The sequence below is a fragment of the Allobosea sp. FBZP-16 genome, from assembly GCF_002831785.1.
Lineage (GTDB): Bacteria > Pseudomonadota > Alphaproteobacteria > Rhizobiales > Beijerinckiaceae > Allobosea > Allobosea lupini.
In genome coordinates this window covers 336-755 of the sequence record NZ_LNCQ01000002.1, presented here as the reverse complement: position 1 = coordinate 755, position 420 = coordinate 336, and the positions used below count along the sequence as shown (strand labels likewise).

The following is a 420-nucleotide window of genomic DNA, read 5'->3' as shown; positions in this document are numbered from 1 at the left end:
GGCGGGAACGCGGCCGAGATGGCGCGCGTGGCGGACCGCTTCCTCGCGATCGAGCTGGGCGAAGCCGACCGCTCCGGCCAGGCTGGCGCACGTGCCCGCGATCAGCACGAAGGCGTAAACCTCCGGATCCCTGACGAAGTGCAGCATCGCGCCGGCGACGAAGCCGCCGAGCGGGACGAGGCCGATGCAAACGAGCTTGAAGGCTGACCGGAACATCAGGCGACGTCCTTCTGCTGGCGGTTGGGGCAGGTCTTGCAGGCGTGGAAGAGCCGGGCGCGCGTGGAATTCGTCGCGGCGAAGGGCTTTGCTTGCTCGGTCAGGCAGCGGTCGCGGCCGATCTCGTCCAGGATCGGACAGAGGACGGTTTCGCCCATCAGGGCGCCGCGGATCTTGGCGAAGACCTTCACCTGATCGCCCGCC

At 68.8% G+C, this 420-nt stretch carries 1 protein-coding gene and 1 pseudogene; both read right to left on the bottom strand.

From position 1 onward, the window contains the following. Nucleotides 1-216, bottom strand: a 216-nt coding sequence (locus CXY91_RS00045) for a hypothetical protein (protein WP_158673203.1), incomplete at its 3' end; no start/stop codon positions are given. Next, nucleotides 216-420 (bottom strand): annotated as a pseudogene (locus tag CXY91_RS00040) (transcriptional regulator); the annotation flags it as partial. The pseudogene CXY91_RS00040 and the gene CXY91_RS00045, both read right to left, overlap by 1 nt.